Genomic DNA, 19110 nt, shown 5'->3' on the forward strand with positions numbered 1-19110 from the left:
CAGCAGCTCGCTACCAGACATCTCTGCTGAATTTCAAATCAACCGTTTCCCTCTGATGGATATATGGCTCGTAGTTTGAATCACCGATCTCAGAAGATAGAAAAACGATTTTATTTTCCTTGCTGTAAAGCTTCAGATTTGCAGGCTGCAGTGTTTGCGAAAAGGTTTCACCGTTTTCATCCGCTGCCTCAATTTTTATGACATCGACCCGGATATCAAATTCTTCCGGATTTGAAAGCCTCAGCCTGAACTGAAATTTCCTGCCGTCTTCTGGATCCAGGCGGATGCCTTCAAGGGTGCAGCCGGCCATTTTCCTGTTTCTGCGTTCATCATCTGCAAGCTGATTTACATGTTTGACTGCCTGCTCGCAAATTTTCACAAGAAATGTGCCGGACTGCTTTTCGACCTTAAACACATCCCTTGCATTTTCAAGAAATTCATACAGCCTGTCCAGGTCGTTCAATTTGAAGGAAATCTGATTTGGATTAATGGCACCCTTCATCTCTTTGTAGTCAAAAGACGGGGTCAGAATCGCCGTGTATTTTTTGTTCAGGATCCAGCAGGCTCCCATTTCATTCAGGCAGGCAGGACTTTTATAATAATGTTCAGACAGCACATAGATAATCCACGAATTTCCGCTCAGTTTTTGATGAAGATAATCATAAATGTCTTCATCGTTAGGAATGTGATAGCCGGGATACGAACTGCAGACAATATTCGGCACCTTGATCATTGTCAGCAGATTAACAAGCTCTCTGACATATGCCTCATCACGGTGCGCATGACTGATAAAAATGGTATCGATCAAGTGCAGTGTCTCCTTCCTCCTAAACTCTTACATGCAGTCTTCTTCACATTCTATTCCTCTTTTCCGGCAGATATGAGCGGAAATGGACATGCCCGGGACAGTAAAAAGCGCTCTCCAGTGACAGGAAAGCGCACATAATTTGAACGGCAATGATGAAATTTGAGGATTATGCTCAAAATTTGACCGACCGCCGGTTTGTTTTTTATATTTTTTCTTCTTTTTTACAATTTTATGAAACAATGAATCTCTTCGCTCCGTCTCATACATGTAAAACGAAATAAAGGGGAGAGAAATAATGAAAAAATGGAAAGTTGTATCAGCATCTGTCGTAACCGCCGCAGCTCTATGGATGTCAGTGCCTCAGGCAAGTGCACAGGAAAATGTACCCTACATCTTCACACTTCCTGAATCAGGTATCATCAAAGAAGGCGCAAGAGGAGAAAATGTAAAAATTCTGCAGCGCGGTTTGAACGAAGCAGCGGAAGCTTCACTCACAGTTGACGGTGTTTTTGGGCCGAAAACAACCAATGCCGTATTCTTTTACCAGAAAGCTAAAGGCCTCAAGGCAGATGGCGTTTATGGCCCCAACACTCACAAAGCATTGTCCATTGACGTTAATACATTCGGACTGCCAAATACTGTACTCAAGCTTGGAAGCAAAGGAAGCGACGTCCTGAAACTTCAGCAGGGATTGAATGATATCGGTTCTGGACTGTCTGAAGACGGCATCTACGGTGAAAAAACAAAAGCCGCCGTCCTTAAATTCCAGCAGCGCTTCCCTGATCTGGCGGATGACGGAATCTATGGACCCAAAACACGCAGTGTGATGGAAAAAGTGCTGAATAGCTGATTTATGAAAAGCAGAAATATATTTTCTGCTTTTTTTCATTGGTTTTTTGATTAATAATGTTCATTGAATTGAAAAAAAGCCTCATACAGAGGCTTTTTCAGGTACTAGCAAATATAAGCAGAACCGACGATGATAAGCAAAATGAATAGAACAACAATCAATACAAAGCTGCTTCCTAGTCCGCCTCCACAATGAACCGGATAAGAAGGATATGAACATCCGCAGTCATAACCGTACATGAATCAAACACCTCTTCATTTTGTTTTTCTTTACATCCTTACATTATGAGGTAGGTGGCTGTCCTGTATGTGCATTCGCCCATTTTTCTTAAAAAGCTTTTAAAGTAAATTTTTGAAAACATTTTCCTGTTCAAGCACCTTTACAAAACCAAGCTTTTCATAAAAGGCTTTTGATCCCTCGTCGTTCATGGTGACAAGATAGGCAGACTCTGCCCCGAGCTGCGCCGCCTCCTGCAGCAGGCACTTCATGAAGGAAGAACCATAGCCCATCCGCTGGTATTCATCAAGAATGGCTACTTCCTCAATTTTTGCAATTCGTGTTACAGGTGAAAGATACAATTCCGCACTTCCGATTGGTACGCCGTTTTCATAGCAGACATAAAGACGCACAGTCTTAGCCAGATAATAAGGCTTTTTGCGCTGAAGCTTGGATTTTGCAAAAGAAGCACTTATATGGCGGGCATCGTACAGCTCCATGGCGAAACAGGCATCCTGCAGCACATCTCCTTCTCCGAGCTTTGTCATGACCCTTGAACATGATTCAATATCTTCAAGCGTATGGAAATAATACAAGTCCAGATCACAGTAATACTCTTCTTCATGCAGATAAGACCGGGTCCGCTTGTCCACCCTGCTGTTAAACGGAAGCTTAACATGGACAAAGCTCCTGTTCAGGGCTGATTTGGAGTGAGCAAGCACTTCTTTTAGCAGGATCGGGTGATAGGGTGTCGTCATTTTGGCGAAATGATGACTATACATGCCTTTTAATGCATCGTCTGTATATGCTTTGTAAAGGGCCGTTTTTTTGACCTTGCAAAACAATTGCAAATATTCATCTTCTGCGGCATCAAGCACCTTTTCGAAATGGACGGCCTTATTCATTCATCGGTTCGAAATATTCAATCCATTCCCCGTCTGGCCCTTTGAAGAACAGATATTTCGCTCCATTCGGCAGAGTTGTAATATCATCATAGATCAGCTCTGCACCTAATTCCTTCAGCCTTTCCTCTTCCCCCTCAATTCCGCTGACCTTTAAGGCAACGTGGTGAACCTTTCCTTCTGCAGGAAGATCTGGGTTGTACCCTTCAATCAGTTCAACAATAATGGATCCCTCCACTCCTAAAAAAGCCAGTTTCATATTTCCATCTGTATGTAAAAATCGGTCAATCAGCTGCAGACCTGCAACCTGCTGATAAAATTCAATCGATTTCTCAATATCTCTTACTTGTATTCCCACATGTTCAAATCCTTTGACTGCCAAAGTGATTCACTCCTATTCTTGGATGATGTCTCGATTATACCAAATCTTCTGGTAAATTCCTTTGTTTTTCTGTACATTCAGCGCCAGAAAAACTGGAAAAAACTTCTCCAGCACATTCAGTGCATCAAAACTGTATACATTTTGTATAGGTTTTGTTTATATTTAATTCAGGACATACGTCCAAATAAAAAAAACAAAAAATGAGGAGTGGAAAAATGAGAAAGATTTTTTCAGTAGTAGCAGCAATGGTTTTATTATTGGCATTTGGGGCAGGTGCTTCTGCAGCAGAGAATGACGCAATGGTCAGAATTGTTCACGCTTCTCCTGATGCCCCGGCGGTTGATGTTGTTGTCGACGGCAAAACAGTTGTTGAAGGCGCTGAATTTAAAGCGGCAACAGACTACATGATGCTTCCTGCAGGCGACCACAAGGTTGAAATCTTTGCAGCCGGTACAGTTGCTGACGGCGAACCTGTCATCTCAGCAGATTTGACAGTTGAAGCCGGCAAAGCTTATACAGCAGCAGCAATCAACACACTTGATTCTCTTGAACTAAAAGTTCTTAACGACGATCTGAATGTAACTGAAGGCAAATCAAAAGTGCGCGTTGCCCACTTCTCACCTGATGCACCTGCAGTTGATGTAGCTGTTAAAGGCGGAGATGTCCTTTTCCCTGGAGCTGAATTCAAAGGTGTAACAGATTACTTGGAAGTAGACCCTGGATCATATGATCTTGAAGTCAGAGGCGCTGGAACAGAAGATGTAGTACTTGACCTTGCAGGCACTGAACTTAAGGCTAATATGTCTTACACGGTCATTGCAGTTGGACTTGCCGGCGGAGAGCCTGCTCTTGAAGCACTTGTTCTTGCTGATCCGGCAATGATGCCTTCTGAAATGCCGAAAACAGGAATGGGCGGCACATCTGAAACTGAAACAAACTACTTGCCAGTTGCAGCAGCAGCTATCCTTGGATTAGGTACTTTGATGGTATATGGAATCAAGAAAAAAGCAAGCAGCCATTAAATCGGCTGCCCTGATTCTCCTATTGGCCGGATGTGCACAGACTGGCGAAAACGCCTCACCGGATAAAAAAGAAACGCGTACAGAACAAGCCTCTGCCGTCTCCGTTTCAGCTGAGACTTCAGGGGCAAAGCCTAAACCCGTTCAGCAAAAACAACCCGAAGGAATTAACCCAAGCCGAATTTCTATTCCGTCCCTTAATATCAGTGCAGGCGTCGAATCTGCCGGCCTGAGTGAAGACGGGATAATGGAGCTGCCTTCAAGTGACTCGCTCACTGCATGGTACGAAAACGGCGCGATGCCAGGCGAGCAGGGAAACGCTGTTATTGCAGGGCATGTGGATAACAAAACAGGCCCGTCAGTGTTTTTTAATCTCAAAGAGATCAGCGCCGGAGATGAAATCATCGTTTCCGGAGAAAATGGCGAAGCCCTGACATTTGTTGTACAGGAAATCAATTCGTACCCGTATGATGATGCTCCTCTTCCCGCTATATTCGGGTTCAGTCAGCAGAGAAAGCTGAACCTGATTACATGCACAGGCGAATTTGACCGGAAGAAGAAAACGCATTTGGAAAGGCTGGTTGTCACCGGGGTTTTAAAAGAAGAAAGCTAGACTCATGGACTTGCAGAATTGAAGTCTGTATGAAAACCCCGAACCGATTGATCGGTTCGGGGTTTCTCTGTATTTTAGAATCATTTGCGGCTATACTACACAAATGCTGCCACTTTTTTTCATGTCTTCACGTCATTTGTGGTAGCACTATCCAGAGTGCTGCCACTTTTTCTCGTGTGCTTACTTCATTTGTGGCGCCATTACCCAGAGTGCTGCCGCTTTTCTTCATGTCTTCACGTCATTTGTGGCACCACTATCCAGAGTGCTGCCACTTTTTCTCGTGAGTTTACCTCATTTGTGGCACCATTACCCCGAGTGCTGCCACTTTTTCTCGTGAGTTTACCTCATTTGTGGCACCATTACCCCGAGTGCTGCCACTTCTCTTCATGTCTCCCCTTCGTTTGTGGCTCCACTACCTTTTCTGTCCGTTCTTTTTGTTCAAATCTATTTTCAAAATGAACAAGTGTCGTGAAAAACGTTGAAATTTATACCCTTCCTTTTATTCAGCAGCCAGAAACCTCCTTGCAGACTTAAAAAACAGCAAGGTAAAAAAGATCATGCAAGCAGTGCCGATAAGGACCAGTGAAACACCCGGGAAGGACATAAAAGTGAAGATAACACTTCCGGCAACAACCAGATAAAGAAAACCAAGCATCTTTTTCACATGTGCTTCAGGGAATTTTTTAAGCTGCATGGAACCGGCCGGCGTTCCAATCATAGCACCTATAATGAGAAGGGCGCCGTGTGTGTAATCCAGTTCCGCTCCGCTGAAAAAATATGAGCCTATTCCTGACAGGACAATAACGGATGCTGCGGCAATGCTGGTTCCAATCGCTTTATTCAGTTCCATTTCTCTAACATTTTTTAATAGAGGAGTCATAACAAATCCTCCGCTGACTCCCATCAATGAAGAAACAGCACCGGTAAGAAGTCCGATCAATGGAATTGATCCCTTTTTTTGTTTCTTTACCTCTTTCTCCCTCCGTAAAAATTGATATGAAAACCATCCTAAAATTCCGATATAAGCAAGTGAAATGACAGCCGATGCCGAATGAACCTCCTCAAGCAAGCGGACTGCAGGAGCAGTGGAAACTGCCCCAATCATGCCAAACAGGCCAAGCCTTGCCGCTAAAGAGACATGTATATGTTTAAGACGGAAATGCGTAATCGTTCCAGTTATCGTTGAACCCAATGTAAGCATGAGAGACAAAATGACGGCTTGACTTGGGTCATACCCAAGGATCAACAGAACCGGGGTAAGAATAATTCCTCCCCCAATACCGAAAAATCCGGACATGATGCCAATTGCCGCTCCCCCTGCGAGAAATAAAATGGTTTCCATTTCACGTCACAACCTTTCTCTTTCATTGTATCTCTCTCTTCTTTATAATAGAAATAAATAAATACAATGTAATTTATTACGTTTTATAATTAATGGAGGGTACTATGCAGCTAGACTGGATTCGAACCTATGTAACGCTTGTACAGCTTCGCCACTTTACAAAAACAAGTGAATTCCTTAATCTGTCACAGCCTACAATCAGTATTCACCTGAAGAAACTGGAGGACTTTCTCGGAACAAGTTTAATAAAGAGATCGGCACCAAACCGGCCATTTGAATTAACGGATGCGGGAAAGCACGTTTTTGAAGAAGGAAAAAAAATGCTTGAGATCAGCATGACCATCGAGAGAATAAAAGAGAAAAATAACGAGGTATTATTAAAACTTGGAGCAACGCATACAGTCAGCGACGTCCTTCTTCCTGATTTTGTTAAAAAAATAAAAACCATCTATCCTCATGTGCGTCTGCAGCTCACCATCAAAAATCATGAACAGATTGTTGACGGGCTTAAGCAGCACAAGCTCGACCTCGCCCTAGTTGAAGGAAAACGAGGACTTGAGCCATTTAAAGTGAACGTTATCAGCAGGGATGAACTGCGATTTTATGCCAGTCATCACATTTCAATCAGGACTTCTCCTCTCCTCCTCAGAGAGAGAGGCTCAGGCACAAGAGAATACGCTGATCAATTTCTTCTGTCTGAGAGAATCGATCCTGTTGAAGTGATTGAGGCAGGCAGCCACTATCTCATTAAACAGCTTGCAGTAAGAGGGCTCGGTGCGGCGTTTCTGTCCCATTCTATGGTCAAAGATGAAGTTGAAAACGGAAAGCTCGTTCCCCTTGAATCTCATGTCGTATACCGGCCGTTTTATGCTGTTCATGATGAAATAGCTGCAGCTCCTTTCATAGAAGAACTGCTTCCCTTGCTTCTATATGCATAATTGGTTTATGAAGACGAAAAAAAACCACCAGAACCGGAGAATGACACCTCCGGCTGCTGATGGTTTCCATCACTCTAAAGCACTTTTCTGCAAGAGCTTCCTTACTGAAATAGCCCTGAAAATTTACCATATCCCTCTTTTTCGAGGTCTTCCTTTGGGACAAATCTGAGAGCTGCTGAATTAATGCAGTATCTTAAGCCGTCTGGACCCGGACCGTCGTTAAACACATGCCCTAAATGAGAATCCGCAGATTTGCTTCTTACTTCTGTACGGATCATAAAGTGAGAGAAATCCTTTTTCTCGACAATTTCATAATCTGACAGCGGACGTGTAAAGCTCGGCCAGCCGCAGCCTGCATCGTATTTGTCTGTTGAACTGAAAAGAGGTTTTCCAGAGACGATGTCCACGTAGATGCCGTCTTGTTCGTTGTCGTAGTATTCATTTTGAAACGGGCGCTCCGTTCCGTTGTTCTGAGTGACTTCGTATTGAATCGGCGTCAGTTTTTCTTTCAGGCTGCTTTTATCCCAGTGTTCTTTAATATACGTGTCGCGGCCTGAGCCTTTGCGGTACTGATTATAGCGAACCGGGCTTTTTTGGTAATAGTCCTGGTGGTACTCCTCTGCCGCGTAAAACGTTTTTGCCGGCAGAATTTCAGTCACAATCGGCTTTTTGAAGCGGCCGCTATCTGCAAGTTTTTGTTTTGATTCTTCGGCAAGCTGCTGCTGCCTTTCGTTATGGAAGAAAATAGCTGTGCGGTAGGAATCCCCGCGATCAAAGAATTGGCCTCCAGCGTCTGTCGGATCAATTTGCTGCCAGAATGATTCAAGCAGGCGCTCATACGGAAAGATGTCAGGATTAAATGTAATCTGCACAGCTTCATAATGGCCTGTCGTTTCACTGCAGACTTCTTCATAAGTTGGGTTTTCTTTGTGGCCTCCAGTATAGCCGGAAACGACTTTTTCAATGCCGGGCAGCTCGTCAAACGGCTGCACCATGCACCAGAAGCATCCTCCTGCAAAGGTAGCAAGTTCAAATGTTTTTTCAGTCATCCTGTTTCCTCCTCCTGCACTGTTCTGTGACTTCACCGGCCGCGCAGTCAGAGCTGCTGCCGGGACCGGGTTTGTCCGTTATTTAGCTTCATTATATCATTTCCATTCCATAATCCCAGAATTCTGCTCTCTGGTCCGGGTTTTCCTTGACAAGACAGACACGTTTCTTTACATTAAAATTATTTAATCAGATGAACAGTCTGATTTCAGCTGTTCTCCACCCGGAGGTTTTGTAGTGAAAAAACGCGAAGATAAAATGTATGAATTAGAGTCGCTCATGAGAAGCATTTTCCGCCAGCTGCGGAATGAGATAAACGTTGTCCTCGGAAGCGTTCTGTCAAGGAATGAATTTATCATCTTAAAATCACTGAAAGAAAACGGACCCCTGAATGCGTCGAATCTTGCAAAAGAGCTGGACGTCTCCGCAAGCCATATTACTGCCGTAACAGATTCCCTGCTGTCTAAAGAACTGATTACGCGCAAACGCTCTCCCAGCGACCGAAGAATTACATTAATCGATTTGACCGATGCAGGTCAAACCGTCCTGCACGAGCTTGAAAAGAAGAAAACGGAGTACTTCTCCGAAAGATTCGACTGCTTCTCTGATGAGGAGCTTCAAAACCTTATCCTGCTGTTTGGAAAGCTCGACCGGACAAAACCATGATACATAGTCCTGCCTCCTTCTGGAAAAAATAAATCCATCGACAGAAGGAGGTCCTTTTATGACTGCACCATACTTATGCCCGAACTGCAAGACAAACCGCACCCGCTTTAACCTAATTGAACAGACGCCAAAGTCTGTCAAGCTGGATCCCCAGACAGGCGATGTCATTCAGGAATTTTCTCAGGAAGCCCTTGATCCGTTTCATCTCGCATATAAAGGGCCGCATTATAAAGTGCAATGCGGTGTGTGCGGACTGATTGAAGATGAACTGACGTTTGTAAAGCTTGCCGAATTAAACCAGAAATAAAAAAAACGCTTATTTCTAAGCGTTTTTTTCGTGGTACGGCTTCGTTATGTTCAATCCCGGGCCCAAGCGGCTATTTTCCGTTCTTTTTAATAAATGTCAGCAATGCCTCTGATACTTTATCTGGCTCCTCTAACATTCCCATGTGCCCGCTGTTTTCAAGAAGGACTTCTGTTATATGGTCCCCCCTATGCAAAAAGGTTTTCTCAGTCGGTACAACCTGATCTTTTTTGCCGGCAATCAGCAGGACAGGCAAGTCTTCATTATGAAGGACCTTTTGCCTGTCCGGACGGTTTTTCATCGCGTGCAGCGCGCCTGCTGCCCCTGTTTCAGGTGTTTTATATCCAATCTGCCTCACTGTCTCCATTTCAGCATGGAATGAGTCCATGTTTTCTTCGGCAAACAGCTTTGGCACTAAGTCATTAATAAAGCCTTTCATTCCTTCTTGTTCAATTCTCGCAATACCTTTTTCCCGGCCCGCTTTCCCGTTTTCATCATCCGGGAGCGCTGTAGAATGCAATAGCCCGTAAGAATGGAGCATGTGCGGATATTTTTCAGCAAATGCAAGGGCAATATATCCTCCAAGCGAGTGTCCGATCATTGTGACTTTCTCAATTTCAAGGACGTCAAACAATGTGGCCAGATCATCCGCCATTGATGTGATGCTGTATTCATCTTTCACTGTGCTTGAATGACCGTGTCCTCTTAAGTCACAAGCGATGACTCTGTAGTTCTCAGAGATGTCCGGTATGATTTTGTTAAAATATCCCCTGCTTCCGCAAAACCCGTGAAGCAGCACGATGCAATGGCCCTCGCCATCATCTGAATAAGATAAAGATACGTCTCCGATATTCTGTTCATAATTTGCCATATGATCTACCTCCGGATTTAGACATCAAACCTATATTTTCCCTTCTTGGATTCATTTAAAACTACATTCACATCACTTTTTTGTGACAATCACCCATCTCCTTTCATATGTTAATGACGAATGAATAGATGGGAGTGCGCGCTAATGAACGAACCGAATAAGTATGCCGAAAAAGCGATGATGTATGACCTGCTTGCCTGCTACTATAAATATACAGACCCGCAGAAGCATGTCATGTATTATCAAAAACACTTGAACGCCATGCAGAAATGGATGTACAGCATGCAATATCAGGCAGCCTCGAGAGTTCCGCAGGGAGGCCAGCTTGAGCCTGGCATGTCACGTGTTAGAGTCATCCATGCTTCACCTGATGCCCCGGCAGTTGATATTTATGTAAATGGGAAACTGACCCTCCAAAATGTAAAGTATAAGGAAATCAGCGACTACCTGAAGCTGCCGACCGGCCAGTACCGCGTGGATGTCTACCAGGCAGGAACGACGAACGGCCCTGTACTGAGTGAAATGTATATGCTTCTTCCAGGCATCACGTATACGATCGCTGCCGCCGGAAACCTGAATTCCATCAGGCTGCTTCCGTTTGTGGATAAAACGTTTGTGCCTGCAGGAGAAGCAAGCGTGAAATTTGTCCATCTTTCACCTGATGCACCTGCCGTTGATATTGCGGTTAAAAACGGGGATATACTCTTTAGTAATGTTCAGTTTACACAGGCAACCAAAAACGTGAAAGTTCCTCAGGGAAAATACGATCTTGAAGTGCGTGTTGCCGGCACAGACAATGTCGTGCTGACGGTTCCAAAAGTACAGCTTAAAAATGATACTGCCTACACGATTTTTGCCGTTGGCTTTGCTAATGGTACACCTGAGCTCGAAGCACTTGCTGCAATTGGATAAAAATGTTTAACGTCATGTAAAGATGATAAGCCAATGTAAAAAGCATGTTCAATTTCTGTAAAATCTCTATTTTTCCTCCCGGAATCGATTATGATGAGGTTGACCAGCAGGAATGCAGGTTAAAAAACTTATTCAGACAGGTTACAAGGGAGGAAAAAGAAAATGAAGAAAGACATGCTGTTAAAAGTTGGGGCTTCTTTATTGGCTATCTCATTAATGACTGCTTGTAACGACACAGAAACGGATGCACCTGAGGAAGACAACATGGAAGAAACAGAAGGCACCGAAGAGGAAACAACTACTGAAGAGGGTACTGAAGAAGAAACAACTGAAGAAGCACCAGAGGAAGAAGAAGGCGCTGAAGAAGAAGAAGGTCAATAATTTTACCATAAGCAAAAAGGAGGCTCACAGCCTCCTCTTTGTCCGTTAATTATTTTTCTGCGCTTTCTTTTTTTCATCTTTCAAATGCAGAGAATAAATCGAAGCACTTAGAAAAATGGCACAGTACGATACGTTCATAAATACTTCATTGTACTTTTCTTCTGCATAGGCAAAGTACGCCATTCCCCCAAAATACAAAGAAATCATCAGCCCCGCTGCGCTGATCATCAAAAAAAGATCCTTCAACCCTTTCACCTCTTATCCTCTTTTATCTCCTGGTCAATAATTTTGGCCTGTTCGTTTTCATAGGCCACTGTATAGGAAGCTTTTAACATCTGTTCCGAAGGCTTTCCGCCCGTTTTTGGCTGTACAGTAATGTCTGCATGCACGATGATTTCCTCACCTGATTTTTCTGTTGTGATTGTCTCAATTGACATAGATGAAAAACGGTTAAACTGCTCTTTGAATGCTTCATAGGTCAATTCTGTCTGCAGTTCGCTTCCAAGCAGAGAATAGGCCGTAACATAGTCATGGAAGTCAAGACTCTCTATGTAATAGCTGACCAGATAATCGGCCGTTTCTGACTTTTTATTTTCACTCATTTCTCCTGAATCGTCAAGACCTGTATATGCAGGCAATGACTTCATCGGATTTTGCGCCCATGTTTTGGCAATAGGCAGTATATCCTCAATCGGTATGCTGAAGCCAATTTCCCCGTCTTCCATTCTCGCAGAGTTCATGCCGACGACCTGTCCGGTTTTTCGGTCAATAAGAGGCCCCCCGCTGTTTCCCGGTGCAATAGGTGCAGATATTTGATGTACGCCTTTGTACGTATACGGAGGAAGATCAAAATCTCTGTTTGTTCCGCTGATAATACCTGTTGTCACCGTGTTTTGAAACCCTAAAGGACTTCCAAGAGCCAGAATTTCCTGTCCAAGTTCAGCATCGAATTCTTCTGCGATCCGGACCGGTTCCTGCCCTTTAAGCCCCTCCACTCTTACTAATGCAACATCTGTTTCAGTGCTGATGCCAATGACTTTCCCGTCGTAGCCTTTCGCATCCGTCGTTCTCACTTTAACTTCGTCTGTTCCGGCAACCACATGCGCATTTGTGAGAATGTCGCCTTCCATGTTGAAAAGAAATCCTGACCCAACTGTTCCATCTGCAAGCTCAACCATTACTGTTTTTTTCTGCGTTTCCCTGATAATCTCCTTTAAATCCAGCTGCATTTCTTCCTTTTTTGATTCACGGAGAATAGAAGGCTCAGAAAAGATGTTTTCTGCAGCGTCACTTTTAATTTGAACATATCCTGCTGCCCCTGCTGAAAAGATAAGGAGTGACAGCGAAATGCTGATAATCCAATTCTTTTTCATATACGTCCCTTTCTTATTGGTGCTTAGTGACCGTGTTTTTGCCTGCATGCCATGTCATGCGTTCAATGGCAAACGAAACCTCTTGTTTCACTCCATATGAGATATGTGAGTATTCAGCTTCTTCACCAGGCTTAAGTTCATTTGGAAATACATTTGTTTTTCCTTTTTCAATAAGTGTTCCCTCTTCATTCTTTACAGTAAAATAAATCGTGATGGACTGGACGGGAGCACCTGAAATGTTTTTGACTTTCCCGGTTATATGAGCATCGCCGAATTCGTCTTCTTCCACAGCGGGATTCGACGTTTTCAGGACTTTGTCCGTCCGTTCCTTCTCTTCATTTGCTGCCATGGCTATCTGCTTCAGCCTGTTCTGTTCAGCCTGTTCAAAATGGGTCCGCTCTGATAGAATCTTCTCCTTTAAGGAAAGAAGTTTTTCGTTGTCCCCATCATACTGCAGGGCTTTATCAACAGACACAATGGCTGCATTAAATTGCTTTTCTTCAAGATCTTCTTCTGCAGCTGATGAACCGATCAGAACCATTTTGGCCTTTATCTGTTCTTTCACTTTACCTGCTTCCGCTGCATCTAAAACAGTCACTTCTTTGAGCTTTTCAGAAAGCTCCTCAATCGTGTTAAGCGTTTCTATTTCTTTTTTCACTTCGGCCACTGTCACATTTCTGTCTGCCTGTTCAAGCTCAGCTTTAAGTTTCGCATACAGAGGCGATGAATGTCCGCTGAACGTTTTAGACAGTACGGCTATTTGCTTTGCCGCCTGATCCAGATTTCCTTTTTGGATATGGGCATTGATCTGATCCAGGTCTTCTTTATCCTGAAGAACTCCAAGAAGCAGTTCTTTTTCCTGTTCAAGAATCCGGTAGTCTTCTCTAAGGGCAAGTCCTTTATCTGCAAAATCAAGTGCTTTCTCATACTCTCCTGCAAGGGCTGTATCTTCCGCTTTTTGCTGATAGGAAATCACTTTATCATTAATCGCAGCCTCATGCTTATCCGCTGCCGTCAGAAGCATCCATACAAGACCGATGCTTGCAGCTGGAAGAATAATCAGGGCACGCTTGGATATCCGGTAATGCTTCCATTCCTGCTCGTTCATAAATACTTTTTTTCCGCAAAATGGACAATAATTCGAAAGGGGATCTATTTCTTTTTCACCGCAATAATGACACTCCATGTCCGGCCTCCTTTTCTGAGTACAGACGCCTTATTTCGACTCAATCTCTATTAAGTATACATGGTTCGCTATTTTCGCTCTACTTTCATTCGTGCCGCGAAGCTTCATGATGGCAGGCCTATTTTACTAATAATCAGGTTTATAAGACAGCTTCTTGCGGCTGCATTCTATCTATTACTGTTACACCTGATCACTGTTCAGCTTAACCGGTGTCAATTGACTCATTTTTTAAAAATAAAAAGCACCGTATCCGTTTTAAGATACAGTGCTACTTTTCGAAGTCCGCCGGCACAAAAAGCTTGAACCGGATATCATCATTTTTCAGATTGAATGATTCTGCCTTAGCCTTGAGATTGTTTTTAAACTTCAATTCGGTAATCTGAACGGTAACACTTTCCTTTTTTGGATCAATGTATACATACTCGGGCAGCGGATATGTCTTTTTAATATAGCTCATAACATACGGCACAGGAATCGGCAGCCTGCCGATTGACAGACGTTCAACCTTTAACAGCAGGTTCCCGTTCTCGTTCACCTGAGGCTCAAATGAGAGCGTCAAATCAACATCTTTACCAAAAGCCTTTACCGAACCATACAGGTTTACCTTATCTTCAAGCAGAACCTTGTAATTCAGTTCCTCTGCTTTAGCTTCTTTCACCAGATAATAGTTAATCAGCCGGTTCAGGTCGTTCTTTGAAGAACTGACGGTAAGAGGAATCGTATCCCCTGCTTTGAAATCTGCTGTTTCTGTTTTTGGCTGTTCTGCGGGCAAAAACGGAGATACGGCCAAAAACAGCAGAAATACCAGATTTAATGTGAGCAGTACGATAAATGCGAGTTTCCATTTTCCCATTGATATCATCCAATCCTATTCGTTCTGTTCAGACAAGCTTGTATAAACTCTGTCTGCAATTAATGAATACCCTGTTTCACTGGGGTGAAACTCGTCTACATACAGCAATTTGCCATAAGATCTGGTTGCAAACAAATCTTCTGTCGGAACAAATATAGCATTTCCGTCAGCCATAATCATCCTGTTTGACGCCTGATTCCATTCCTCGACAATCGTATCAATCTCGCTCAGTTCAGGAAGCATGAATTTAAATGGATTGTAAAGTCCTGTATAAACAATAACGGCATCCGGATTTGCGCTGCGGATCGTATTTAAAATTTTCTTAAACCGCTTCTCAAAACGCGGCTGTTCCTCTCTGTACGGCTCAAGCTGAAGATCCATAATATGATTGCGGGTAACTTTCATGATATCATTTCCGCCGATTGTCATCAAAATGATGTCTGCTTCTCTCAGCTTTTCAATCACGTCCCGTTTGCCCAGTACTTTTAATAAGTCATTCGTTTTGTGTCCCCTGACGCCGAAGTTGGATACATCTACTGAGGAAACCTCTTCCTCAAGCTGGAGAAGGTCGCTGACATCCCCTACATATCCACCATTGTTGTCAGCGTCCCCGACTCCTGCTGTCAGTGAGTCTCCTACTGCAACCACGTTTAAATTGCTTTCGATAAAGTCAGAGGGGATAGTTTTTTTCGTATAAGGGTCCTCAGCTGCTTCAGGTTTCATAGCCATATTAGCAGGCTTTGCAGAAAAAACGTCACATCCGGCAAGCATGAGACATAATCCTGTAAGAGCTAAAAACGATTTCCGCATGTTGTTATCCCCCTTTCCTCGTTCTTTTAGCCTATGATTATACCATGCTTTTGCTTACAGTTACAGCGCAGAAATCTGTACAATGTACTCTGTAAATTAAAAATACCCGCATTTTGCGGGCATCAGTCATGAATTTTCTTAGCATCCCCGATGATTTCTTCATACGGCACATTCTCAACGCCGTCATAGTCCTTCATCACTTTGCCGTTTTGGTCTACTAGATAAAAAAGCGTTCCATGTATCACCTGATCTTGTCCTTCAGGCTTCTGAACAATTGTTTTAAAGCTGTTTTTCGCAAAAGCGTCTATGTCGCTCTGTTTATATCCGGTAAGGAAATCCCAGTTATCTAATGACAGCGGATACCTTCCTGCATATTCCTTCAGTTTTTCAGGGGTGTCCACTTCAGGATCAACACTGAAAGAAACAAGCCTTACGTCATCAAGGCCCTCCGCTTTCAGCTGCTTCTGAAGCTCTGTCATATGGGCAGTCATTGGAGGACAAACGGTGTCGCAGCTTGTAAAAATAAAATTCGCCACCCAGACGTCACCCTTCAGATCACTCAGTCCAACTTTTTCCCCGTCCTGATTTGTATAGGAGAAATCTTCAATTTCATAATTGAGCGCCCCCTTAATGCCTCCGGTTCCGCACCCGGTTAAGAGAGTAAGAGATACTATAAGCCACAGCCATTTTTTCATCACGGGTTCACCTTTCCTTATCTTTCAATAAGGGTAGTGTATCAAAACATGCCTGGCATGAAAAGGATTTCATTTCTTTCTCATAATCTTTTGAAAATCAGACACAAATGCCCCGTAATCAAATTTGACGGCAATTCTGTGCACAGGGTAGTCCGCGAGCGTTTTATACGGCCTGAAATCTGCAATGCTCTGGCCTCTGGCATACTCTGATTCTACAATTACTTTCACAGGCTTTTCTACAAAAGTAATCTTTTCTTCCCTGACTGCGCCCCAGAATGCAAGAAGATCGTGAAGCGGGCCGCCTTGAATTTCCGGGTTGTTTTTTTTATAAAAATTCGTATAGTAATCAATCATAGGCTTCAAAATCTGGCCAAACTGATTATCGGTCTCTTTGTAGAATTGATCCAGTTCCTGAATAATCTCATCCGGAATGATGGCGTAATTTGTGACATTCAGCGGAAAAATGGAGACCATATTCGCAAGGGTCAAAACAAGATTGGCTGCTGCAGGATCGCCGTAGAAGTTTGCTTCTGCAACGGGTGTTACATTGCCGGGGTATAAAAAGGCGCCGCCCATGATAAAGATATCCTTCACCCTTCCGACAATGTTCGGAAAAAGAACGAACGCCGTTGCGAGCGACGTAAGACGCCCTACATTTACGATTGTTACATCATAGTTATACGTAACGATCAATGATCGGATCATTTCAAAATTTTCAAAATTGCCATCTGGGAAATCGCCTTCGGGCACAATGGGTCCAAGCCCTTGTTCGCCGTGGATTTCCGGATAGTAGACAGGTATTTCTCCAGTAAGGGGCCTTGCTGCGCCTCCAATAAGGGGAATGTTCTCCGTTTTTGACAGCTTCGCCAAGTATTGCGCTGTTTTTAAAGCCGTCTGCTTGGAAACGTTCCCGTAGTCTGCCACAATGCCAATGATGTCTGTATCATCATCAAAATAACTGAACATCAGCGCCGTGATATCATCCACTCCAAAATCGCCAAAAAACAGCACCTTCTTAGTTCCCATCTCTTCCCCCCCTTTTCTTACTGTATGAGAAGAAATTCAATATTTGTTCAAAAGTTTGGAAGGACTGCCTCATCTGAAATGTGTTAGAGTAAAGGTAATCAAGCAAAGCAGGTGACCGAATTGAAAAAGAAAATACCATTCTTCATGACCGCTTTTCTGTCTTGTTCTCTTATTCTCTCAGGCTGCCAGGAATCTGCCGGCAAGGAAACACATGAAGACCACAGCAGTCATTCAACGTTTAAAAACAACGGAGACATCCGCGAGGAAACCCCTTCAGCGGACATTCTCCCTGGATTTTTGGATAAGCAGCCAGACGAAATCAAAACTCTATATGCAGCGGCAGCCAGACATGAAGATCTGCTGAGCTATATGCCTTGCTACTGCGGCTGCGGCGAATCCGCCGGGCATAAAGATAACGGGGACTGCTTTATCAATGAACGGAAAGAAGACGGCACCATTGTCTGGGACGACCACGGCACAAAATGCGGAGTATGCCTGGAGATTGCAGCTAAAGCCATTATCGAACGCGAAAAAGGCACCTCTGTAAAAGAAGTGCGTCAAATGATTGATGAGCAGTATAAGGAAGGGTATGCAGAACCTACGGATACTAAACTGCCGGGAGTATAAGCAGAGGCAGCTCATTTGTGAGACAACACCCGGGAATAGTGATATTCCCGGGTCTTTTTATAGAAGAGGCTGCGGAGGCTAGTTTGGGGGACCGTAAGAATTCATTGTTGAGCCTGAACCGGACAGAAAACCAGATTGCTCATCCTGTTTAGAATCTTCAGGAAGAGTCATTCCGGATTTTCTGCTGAAATAAATGGCAATAGCCGACAGGATTAAAACCGGGGACAGAATCATCAGCCAAAGCATAGTTGTTTCACCTTCTTTCTATAGGTTAGTACTAATACGGATGAACCGAAAATAAGTTTCAGAATATTCAAAAAGGCGCATGATTGCTCATGCGCCTTTTTTTATCTATTCAGCATAGTACATAAATCCGATAGCTCCGGGACCGGTGTGCGTTGAGATGACCGGGGTAGTGTAATGGACATCAATCGGATAATCTGCGTTCATTTCATGCAGGGCATTTTTTAAGTTGGTCGCAAGCGTCAGTGAATCCGCGTGCACAATTCCGACAGCTTTAACCGTTTTGTTTTTTACATCCTCCGCAAATTGTTTTGCAAGATACTTAACAATTTGTGAGTGGCTGCGCACTTTTGTAACCGGCGTGTATACACCGTCTGCCAGTGAGGCAATCGGCTTGATGTTCAGAAGGGATCCAATCATGGCTTTTCCTCTGCCGATACGGCCTCCCTTTACAAGGTTCTCAAGCGTGTCAACCGTTACAAACAGACTTGTATTGCGGCGGATTTCATCCAATCTCTCAAGAATTTCTTCTTTAGAAGCTCCGTCCTGTGCCATCTTAGCGGCTTCTATCACCTGAAAGCTTAGCGCTCTTGAGATGAACATAGAATCAACAACGGTCACATCTGCATCCGTCATTCCGGCTGCACTCTCTGCAGAACGGACAGTCCCGCTCATGCCGCCTGTCATGTGGATGGAGATGATGATGCTTCCGTCAGATGCCAGCTTGTCATACATTTCCACAAACTTTCCTGCAGGCGGCTGAGAGCTTTTTGGGAGCTCGTCCGCTTTTTTCATCTTTTCAATAAATTCAGCGGGCTGAATATCTACACGGTCAAGGTACGATTTTCCATCTATCACAATCGTCAGCGGAACAACGTTAATCTCATATTTCTCAAGAATGTCCTGACTCAAATCTCCGGTTGAATCAGTCACAATTTTCACTTTTGTCAACGGTATCACTTCCCTATTATTCTTGCTACCTTGTATTATACATTCAAATAAAGATGTTTCAATCGAAATCGCATACAAACTTATGGAAACTGCCA

At 43.7% G+C, this 19110-nt stretch carries 25 protein-coding genes; 9 read left to right on the forward strand and 16 right to left on the reverse strand.

The genetic code is table 11. The features are described from left to right. Positions 1-10: 10 nt before the first annotated feature. Entirely contained in the window at positions 11-808 is a 798-nt protein-coding gene (locus AZ46_RS20955) for a TIR domain-containing protein (RefSeq protein ID WP_051865344.1), read from the reverse strand. Between the two features lie 295 nt (positions 809-1103). Here AZ46_RS20955 and AZ46_RS07490 point away from each other — a divergent pair, with 295 nt between their 5' ends. Beyond that, positions 1104-1658: a peptidoglycan-binding domain-containing protein gene (locus tag AZ46_RS07490; protein ID WP_051827255.1), complete on the forward strand. Its 555-nt coding sequence runs from the start codon at positions 1104-1106 to the stop codon at positions 1656-1658. Between the two features lie 104 nt (positions 1659-1762). Here AZ46_RS07490 and AZ46_RS21445 read toward each other — a convergent pair whose 3' ends face one another. The 3 genes from AZ46_RS21445 to AZ46_RS07500 form a co-directional block, all read right to left on the reverse strand. Then, positions 1763-1897 (reverse strand): YjcZ family sporulation protein, encoded by a 135-nt coding sequence (locus tag AZ46_RS21445; RefSeq protein ID WP_081414138.1) that lies wholly within the window; start codon positions 1895-1897, stop codon positions 1763-1765. A 99-nt stretch (positions 1898-1996) separates the two neighbouring features. Further along, complete coding sequence (locus AZ46_RS07495) at positions 1997-2779, reverse strand: GNAT family N-acetyltransferase (protein WP_051865345.1); 783 nt, start codon at positions 2777-2779, stop codon at positions 1997-1999. Then, positions 2772-3158, reverse strand: a complete 387-nt coding sequence (locus AZ46_RS07500) for a VOC family protein (RefSeq protein WP_029280510.1) — start codon at positions 3156-3158, stop codon at positions 2772-2774. Before AZ46_RS07500 ends, AZ46_RS07495 begins: the two co-directional genes overlap by 8 nt. Before the next feature lie 215 nt (positions 3159-3373). Between AZ46_RS07500 and AZ46_RS07505 the strand changes: the two genes are divergently transcribed. Both AZ46_RS07505 and AZ46_RS07510 read left to right on the forward strand, forming a co-directional pair. Continuing rightward, positions 3374-4180: a DUF4397 domain-containing protein gene (locus AZ46_RS07505; RefSeq protein WP_029280508.1), complete on the forward strand. Its 807-nt coding sequence runs from the start codon at positions 3374-3376 to the stop codon at positions 4178-4180. Beyond that, positions 4149-4790 (forward strand): class F sortase, encoded by a 642-nt coding sequence (locus AZ46_RS07510; RefSeq protein WP_051865349.1) that lies wholly within the window; start codon positions 4149-4151, stop codon positions 4788-4790. The genes AZ46_RS07505 and AZ46_RS07510 overlap by 32 nt, the downstream gene beginning before the upstream one ends. Positions 4791-5289: 499 nt before the next feature. Here AZ46_RS07510 and AZ46_RS07515 read toward each other — a convergent pair whose 3' ends face one another. After that, positions 5290-6132 (reverse strand): sulfite exporter TauE/SafE family protein, encoded by an 843-nt coding sequence (locus tag AZ46_RS07515; RefSeq protein ID WP_051865351.1) that lies wholly within the window; start codon positions 6130-6132, stop codon positions 5290-5292. Between the two features lie 104 nt (positions 6133-6236). On the opposite strand from AZ46_RS07515, the gene AZ46_RS07520 reads away from it, so the two are divergent. Continuing rightward, the gene (locus tag AZ46_RS07520) at positions 6237-7070 is read left to right on the forward strand and encodes a LysR family transcriptional regulator (protein ID WP_029280504.1); all 834 of its coding nucleotides are present in this window, start codon (positions 6237-6239) and stop codon (positions 7068-7070) included. Positions 7071-7171: 101 nt separating this feature from the next. On the opposite strand, the gene msrA is transcribed toward AZ46_RS07520, so the two are convergent. Next, positions 7172-8119 (reverse strand): peptide-methionine (S)-S-oxide reductase MsrA, encoded by a 948-nt coding sequence (gene msrA / locus AZ46_RS07525; RefSeq protein ID WP_029280502.1) that lies wholly within the window; start codon positions 8117-8119, stop codon positions 7172-7174. A 235-nt stretch (positions 8120-8354) separates the two neighbouring features. On the opposite strand from msrA, the gene AZ46_RS07530 reads away from it, so the two are divergent. Continuing rightward, the gene (locus tag AZ46_RS07530) at positions 8355-8783 is read left to right on the forward strand and encodes a MarR family winged helix-turn-helix transcriptional regulator (protein ID WP_029280499.1); all 429 of its coding nucleotides are present in this window, start codon (positions 8355-8357) and stop codon (positions 8781-8783) included. A 58-nt stretch (positions 8784-8841) separates the two neighbouring features. Further along, positions 8842-9090, forward strand: a complete 249-nt coding sequence (locus AZ46_RS07535) for a hypothetical protein (protein ID WP_029280497.1) — start codon at positions 8842-8844, stop codon at positions 9088-9090. Between the two features lie 70 nt (positions 9091-9160). On the opposite strand, the gene AZ46_RS07540 is transcribed toward AZ46_RS07535, so the two are convergent. Next, positions 9161-9958, reverse strand: coding sequence for an alpha/beta fold hydrolase (locus tag AZ46_RS07540; RefSeq protein WP_029280495.1), 798 nt, complete (start codon positions 9956-9958; stop codon positions 9161-9163). Positions 9959-10102: 144 nt separating this feature from the next. Between AZ46_RS07540 and AZ46_RS07545 the strand changes: the two genes are divergently transcribed. Beyond that, positions 10103-10870 (forward strand): DUF4397 domain-containing protein, encoded by a 768-nt coding sequence (locus AZ46_RS07545; protein ID WP_029280494.1) that lies wholly within the window; start codon positions 10103-10105, stop codon positions 10868-10870. A gap of 162 nt (positions 10871-11032) precedes the next feature. Next, positions 11033-11251: a hypothetical protein gene (locus AZ46_RS07550; RefSeq protein WP_029280493.1), complete on the forward strand. Its 219-nt coding sequence runs from the start codon at positions 11033-11035 to the stop codon at positions 11249-11251. Between the two features lie 45 nt (positions 11252-11296). On the opposite strand, the gene ypmT is transcribed toward AZ46_RS07550, so the two are convergent. The 7 genes from ypmT to AZ46_RS07585 all read right to left on the reverse strand — a co-directional run bounded on the left by ypmT (position 11297) and on the right by AZ46_RS07585 (position 17194). Beyond that, positions 11297-11497 (reverse strand): protein YpmT, encoded by a 201-nt coding sequence (gene ypmT, locus AZ46_RS07555; protein ID WP_152554730.1) that lies wholly within the window; start codon positions 11495-11497, stop codon positions 11297-11299. A 5-nt stretch (positions 11498-11502) separates the two neighbouring features. Continuing rightward, on the reverse strand, positions 11503-12624 hold the full coding sequence (locus AZ46_RS07560; RefSeq protein ID WP_029280489.1) for a S1C family serine protease: 1122 nt from the start codon (positions 12622-12624) through the stop codon (positions 11503-11505). A 13-nt stretch (positions 12625-12637) separates the two neighbouring features. Further along, positions 12638-13810 carry an FxLYD domain-containing protein gene (locus AZ46_RS07565; RefSeq protein ID WP_029280487.1) on the reverse strand — a complete coding sequence of 391 codons (1173 nt, stop codon included), beginning with the start codon at positions 13808-13810 and terminating at the stop codon, positions 12638-12640. A 268-nt stretch (positions 13811-14078) separates the two neighbouring features. Continuing rightward, positions 14079-14663, reverse strand: a complete 585-nt coding sequence (locus AZ46_RS07570; protein ID WP_029280485.1) for a YpmS family protein — start codon at positions 14661-14663, stop codon at positions 14079-14081. Positions 14664-14678: 15 nt separating this feature from the next. After that, complete coding sequence (locus tag AZ46_RS07575; protein ID WP_029280484.1) at positions 14679-15473, reverse strand: SGNH/GDSL hydrolase family protein; 795 nt, start codon at positions 15471-15473, stop codon at positions 14679-14681. A gap of 122 nt (positions 15474-15595) precedes the next feature. Next, complete coding sequence (locus AZ46_RS07580) at positions 15596-16168, reverse strand: SCO family protein (protein WP_029280482.1); 573 nt, start codon at positions 16166-16168, stop codon at positions 15596-15598. Between the two features lie 69 nt (positions 16169-16237). Further along, the gene (locus AZ46_RS07585; protein ID WP_029280481.1) at positions 16238-17194 is read right to left on the reverse strand and encodes a nucleoside hydrolase; all 957 of its coding nucleotides are present in this window, start codon (positions 17192-17194) and stop codon (positions 16238-16240) included. Between the two features lie 144 nt (positions 17195-17338). On the opposite strand from AZ46_RS07585, the gene AZ46_RS07590 reads away from it, so the two are divergent. Continuing rightward, a complete protein-coding gene (locus AZ46_RS07590) occupies positions 17339-17821 on the forward strand; it encodes a PCYCGC motif-containing (lipo)protein (protein ID WP_029280479.1) in 483 nt (160 codons plus the stop codon). Positions 17822-17899: 78 nt separating this feature from the next. Here AZ46_RS07590 and AZ46_RS21895 read toward each other — a convergent pair whose 3' ends face one another. After that, positions 17900-18067 (reverse strand): hypothetical protein, encoded by a 168-nt coding sequence (locus AZ46_RS21895; RefSeq protein WP_161781204.1) that lies wholly within the window; start codon positions 18065-18067, stop codon positions 17900-17902. Positions 18068-18172: 105 nt separating this feature from the next. Next, positions 18173-19015, reverse strand: a complete 843-nt coding sequence (locus tag AZ46_RS07595; RefSeq protein WP_029280477.1) for a DegV family protein — start codon at positions 19013-19015, stop codon at positions 18173-18175. Positions 19016-19110 lie beyond the last annotated feature (95 nt).

Origin of the sequence: Metabacillus indicus LMG 22858, from assembly GCF_000708755.2 — a bacterium.
GTDB lineage: Bacteria > Bacillota > Bacilli > Bacillales > Bacillaceae > Bacillus_P > Bacillus_P indicus.

What these genes read in the sequence shown, in the direction of transcription:
- AZ46_RS07515 (WP_051865351.1), bottom strand. Translation starts at nt 6,132, where the DNA reads ATGGAAACCATTTTATTTCTCGCAGGGGGAGCGGCAATTGGCATCATG.
- AZ46_RS07570 (WP_029280485.1), bottom strand. Translation starts at nt 14,663, where the DNA reads ATGGGAAAATGGAAACTCGCATTTATCGTACTGCTCACATTAAATCTG.
- msrA (WP_029280502.1), bottom strand. Translation starts at nt 8,119, where the DNA reads ATGACTGAAAAAACATTTGAACTTGCTACCTTTGCAGGAGGATGCTTC.
- AZ46_RS07585 (WP_029280481.1), bottom strand. Translation starts at nt 17,194, where the DNA reads ATGGGAACTAAGAAGGTGCTGTTTTTTGGCGATTTTGGAGTGGATGAT.
- AZ46_RS07590 (WP_029280479.1), top strand. Translation starts at nt 17,339, where the DNA reads ATGACCGCTTTTCTGTCTTGTTCTCTTATTCTCTCAGGCTGCCAGGAA.
- AZ46_RS07505 (WP_029280508.1), top strand. Translation starts at nt 3,374, where the DNA reads ATGAGAAAGATTTTTTCAGTAGTAGCAGCAATGGTTTTATTATTGGCA.
- AZ46_RS07560 (WP_029280489.1), bottom strand. Translation starts at nt 12,624, where the DNA reads ATGAAAAAGAATTGGATTATCAGCATTTCGCTGTCACTCCTTATCTTT.
- AZ46_RS07490 (WP_051827255.1), top strand. Translation starts at nt 1,104, where the DNA reads ATGAAAAAATGGAAAGTTGTATCAGCATCTGTCGTAACCGCCGCAGCT.
- AZ46_RS07545 (WP_029280494.1), top strand. Translation starts at nt 10,103, where the DNA reads ATGAACGAACCGAATAAGTATGCCGAAAAAGCGATGATGTATGACCTG.
- AZ46_RS07495 (WP_051865345.1), bottom strand. Translation starts at nt 2,779, where the DNA reads ATGAATAAGGCCGTCCATTTCGAAAAGGTGCTTGATGCCGCAGAAGAT.
- AZ46_RS07540 (WP_029280495.1), bottom strand. Translation starts at nt 9,958, where the DNA reads ATGGCAAATTATGAACAGAATATCGGAGACGTATCTTTATCTTATTCA.
- AZ46_RS07510 (WP_051865349.1), top strand. Translation starts at nt 4,149, where the DNA reads ATGGAATCAAGAAAAAAGCAAGCAGCCATTAAATCGGCTGCCCTGATT.
- AZ46_RS07575 (WP_029280484.1), bottom strand. Translation starts at nt 15,473, where the DNA reads ATGCGGAAATCGTTTTTAGCTCTTACAGGATTATGTCTCATGCTTGCC.
- AZ46_RS07580 (WP_029280482.1), bottom strand. Translation starts at nt 16,168, where the DNA reads ATGAAAAAATGGCTGTGGCTTATAGTATCTCTTACTCTCTTAACCGGG.
- AZ46_RS07565 (WP_029280487.1), bottom strand. Translation starts at nt 13,810, where the DNA reads ATGGAGTGTCATTATTGCGGTGAAAAAGAAATAGATCCCCTTTCGAAT.
- AZ46_RS21895 (WP_161781204.1), bottom strand. Translation starts at nt 18,067, where the DNA reads ATGCTTTGGCTGATGATTCTGTCCCCGGTTTTAATCCTGTCGGCTATT.
- AZ46_RS07535 (WP_029280497.1), top strand. Translation starts at nt 8,842, where the DNA reads ATGACTGCACCATACTTATGCCCGAACTGCAAGACAAACCGCACCCGC.
- AZ46_RS07550 (WP_029280493.1), top strand. Translation starts at nt 11,033, where the DNA reads ATGAAGAAAGACATGCTGTTAAAAGTTGGGGCTTCTTTATTGGCTATC.
- AZ46_RS21445 (WP_081414138.1), bottom strand. Translation starts at nt 1,897, where the DNA reads ATGTACGGTTATGACTGCGGATGTTCATATCCTTCTTATCCGGTTCAT.
- AZ46_RS07520 (WP_029280504.1), top strand. Translation starts at nt 6,237, where the DNA reads ATGCAGCTAGACTGGATTCGAACCTATGTAACGCTTGTACAGCTTCGC.